4 protein-coding genes are annotated in these 3,080 nt (G+C 50.9%); 2 read left to right on the top strand and 2 right to left on the bottom strand.

The window, feature by feature from the left end:
• Positions 1–875, top strand: an 875-nt coding sequence (locus EPD60_RS07790) for an IS110 family RNA-guided transposase (protein WP_131448552.1), incomplete at its 5' end; no start/stop codon positions are given.
• 70 nt (positions 876–945) lie between these two features.
• On the opposite strand, the gene EPD60_RS07785 is transcribed toward EPD60_RS07790, so the two are convergent.
• Both EPD60_RS07785 and EPD60_RS07780 read right to left on the bottom strand, forming a co-directional pair.
• On the bottom strand, positions 946–1,389 hold the full coding sequence (locus EPD60_RS07785; protein WP_131448550.1) for a hypothetical protein: 444 nt from the start codon (positions 1,387–1,389) through the stop codon (positions 946–948).
• Positions 1,390–1,510: 121 nt separating this feature from the next.
• Positions 1,511–2,098, bottom strand: coding sequence for a hypothetical protein (locus EPD60_RS07780; RefSeq protein WP_131448548.1), 588 nt, complete (start codon positions 2,096–2,098; stop codon positions 1,511–1,513).
• Positions 2,099–2,856: 758 nt separating this feature from the next.
• Here EPD60_RS07780 and EPD60_RS07775 point away from each other — a divergent pair.
• Positions 2,857–3,080 (top strand): hypothetical protein (locus EPD60_RS07775; protein WP_165871464.1); only part of this gene is annotated, 224 nt, incomplete at its 3' end.

The following is a 3,080-nucleotide window of genomic DNA, read 5'->3' as shown; positions in this document are numbered from 1 at the left end:
CCAACACCGCCTCCGGCCACCGCGAGCTGCTGGAAAAGTGCGGTGAGCGGGTATATGTTCTGGAAACCTCCGGGCCTTATTATCTCGCCCTTGCCTTTACCCTGAAGGAAGCAGGAGGCGACGTGCGGGTAGAAAATCCAATGGTCGTCAAGCGCTTTATCCAGATGAACCTGGAGCGTAACAAATCCGACAAAAAAGACGCCCGCTGGCTCTTCCGCTATGGAGTGGAAAGAGAAGCTTCCGTGTGGCGTGTGCCCTCGCAGGCGCAGCTCAAATGCAGCCAGATCGGGGCTTTGATCAATATGTATGTGCGTCAGAAAACCATGCTTCAAAACCAGTTGCATGCCCTCACCTACATGCCCTTTGCCGATAAGGAGGTCACAAAAAGCCTCAAAGCCTCTATTGCCCGGATCGAGCGGGAACTGAAAAAGCTGGAAGCGCAGATGGATGCAGAACTGAAGCAGTGGAGTGGCAACCAGATGAAGAACCTGCGCTCCGTGCCCGGCTTGGGCAAGCGCGCCGTGGCCACCCTCATCGTAGCCACCGACGGCTTTACCAAGGTCTCCAACTACCGCCAGCTCATTGCCCTGGCAGGCCTTGCACCCAGGGAGCACACAAGCGGCACTTCGATAAAGGGAAAGCGGGGAATCTGCAAAATGGGCAACGGCTACCTGCGCAGTGTGTTGTTCATGTGCGCGCTCACGGCCAAGAAATATAACGCCGCATGTAAGGATCTCTATGACCGACTAGTGGCCAAAGGAAAGCTGCCCTATGTGGCCCTCATCGCCGTGTGCAATAAGCTGCTCAAACAAGCATTTGCAATAGCTACAAAAGGAACGGTGTATCAGGCAGATTTTAAAAGCGCACTCGCTTAAAAAAACTCTTGGAAATAACCATAGTTCATGTTAGCGGCAGTCCCGCCTCAAAGTCGTCCAGAGAGGTCGTCTAAAGCTGATCCCACAATTGATCCCATGGGGAGTTTTTGTCGTAAACTGTAACGATTTTACCATCGACAAACCCTTGCCGGCATTCTAACGAGCCATCTTTCCGATAGAAATACCTCAAGCAGAAATAAAGTTTTCCGTCTCTAATCTGTTGGCTTAGGTAAACTCGTCCAAGCGAGTCGAGATAATCAGTCTGTGATAAATCAAATTTTCGGTTTCCATCAAACTTGCCCCGCACAGCCTTTAAGTAAAGCAACTTTCCTTCAGTATCATACTGATAAATAACCATAGGCTGATAATGTCCGGTCCCTACGGAATCTGCCCTACCTAGGCGCCCAACAAATGTTGGTAAGCTTTCACCATTACCGCAAGAACGAAACCCACCCTGCGCTAATGCAGTATTGACTAATAAAACTGTTACGATATTAAGAAGGTGTCGCTTCATTGGATTGCCGCTAACGACCAGGGCTTTGCGCTGTGGCCAGCATGAAGATAGAAATTATAGTGACTGTTCGTGGGCCATAGCGCAACAGCCCCTGTTGTGCGCAGTGCGACTAAAAGCTGCCTCACTTTATTAGCAGCGCAAAAGCTAACAGGGGTCCAACAATAGTCGAAACTATTGCTGACAACAAAACAACCACGTTTCCAGCATCCTTCTTGGTAATCATCCGGAGGGTAAGCCAAGAAGCGAGATAAACAACAACCAAGCTTACGTAATAGAACTTGCCGATAAAAAAGATTTGCAATCCGGTGATGATCGCCCCCAAAATAGCACCTATTACAACGCCGATCACACTATCTGAAATGGTTTTAGTGTGAACCTTGGCATTGTTCTGTTGAACGACATGTCGTTTAGCAAGCAGGTCGATAAAATCTGACAACTCCTTTTCGGACAACAGGGTTGACGTGATCATTGTTTTTGGAAACTGCGGATCTGATTGTCCCTTCATTAATAAGGCTACTTCCGTAGCGATCCGTGCTTTCTCGGCCTTCAATTCCTTTTCCTTTTCGACCTGTGCTTTGAAAGCGGCCTCCCCACCCCGTCGGTTGATCTCTTCAAGCAGTTCTCCGGCGATTGAGCCATAATTCGCCATGGTTACGGCATAAACTTCCTCGAGCTCGTTTGTGCTAAGACTGCTATAACTGTTGGACATAACTGATAGTTAGTTTAGGATTTTCGAATTGAAGCGACCCATTGCGCACAACGACCAGGGCTTTGCGCTGGCCGGTCTAATTTAGGACACTTTCCGCTGTAGTAAGCCAGGCTAGCGCAACAGCCCCTGTTGGCCGCTGCCCATCAGTAGGAGAAGCGAGCTTCAAAGGAGTCGGTGTCGCTGGAATAGCGCAGGATGTTGCACTCGAACGGACCATATGCGTTCGTTAAGGTGAATGCTTTGCCATTGGTTGAGTAGAAAACTGATTTCGATTCTATACCTGCGTCAAGGCCCGAGACTGGATACCTACCGTGTTTAGAGTGGTAAGACTCGATCCTAGAAATCGCGGTTTCAAGTTCATGACGGGCAGAACCTTCACTACTTGGCAGCAAGGCATAGATAACTGCAGCAACGCAAAGCAGTAGTGCTAGTCTAAATATCCACTTATTAGGTACCGTAGTTTTCATCTTCGAATTGCGGAGTGTTCGCAGGTAGCGGCCAACGACCAGGGCTTTGCGCTGTGGCCGAGAGTGAAGATAGAAATTATAGTGACTGCTCGGAGGCCATAGCGCAACAGCCCCTGTTGGCCGCTCGGCCCGCCTACAAGGCCGCCGCCCCGACGTCGAACTGTCGGAGTGCTCCCCTACCGCAACTAGCTGAGCAGGTGCGCCGCGAAGCCGCCGCCAGCCATACCACAAACTACCGCGACGGAGTTGTCCGCCAAAGTTCACAGGGAAGTCGTACGCGAGACTGTTTGCGTGGCTGGCGTGTACAGCTTGCGTAGCAGGTCGCTGGAGGTCAACGAAAATGCAGGTACGGTGTCCGGCGGCTGGCAAGTCGAACGTGATGCCAAGGAGAAGTTCGTGTCCTGCTGGTCGAACCAAGGACTGGTCGGAAAGAAAAAGCTTTTGAAGAGAATTTCTGCCGCAATTAACCCGAATCGGCGGCTGGCGGCCAACGACCAGGGCTTTGCGCTGTGGCC

The sequence above is a fragment of the Flaviaestuariibacter flavus genome (assembly GCF_004337505.1).
Taxonomy (GTDB): domain Bacteria; phylum Bacteroidota; class Bacteroidia; order Chitinophagales; family Chitinophagaceae; genus Flavisolibacter; species Flavisolibacter flavus.
Note: the sequence above shows the minus strand (reverse complement) of the source record. Positions and strands in the feature narration are given on the sequence as shown.

Coding starts and splice junctions, on each gene's coding strand:
- EPD60_RS07785 (WP_131448550.1), bottom strand. CDS start 1,389: ATGAAGCGACACCTTCTTAATATCGTAACAGTTTTATTAGTCAATACT.
- EPD60_RS07780 (WP_131448548.1), bottom strand. CDS start 2,098: ATGTCCAACAGTTATAGCAGTCTTAGCACAAACGAGCTCGAGGAAGTT.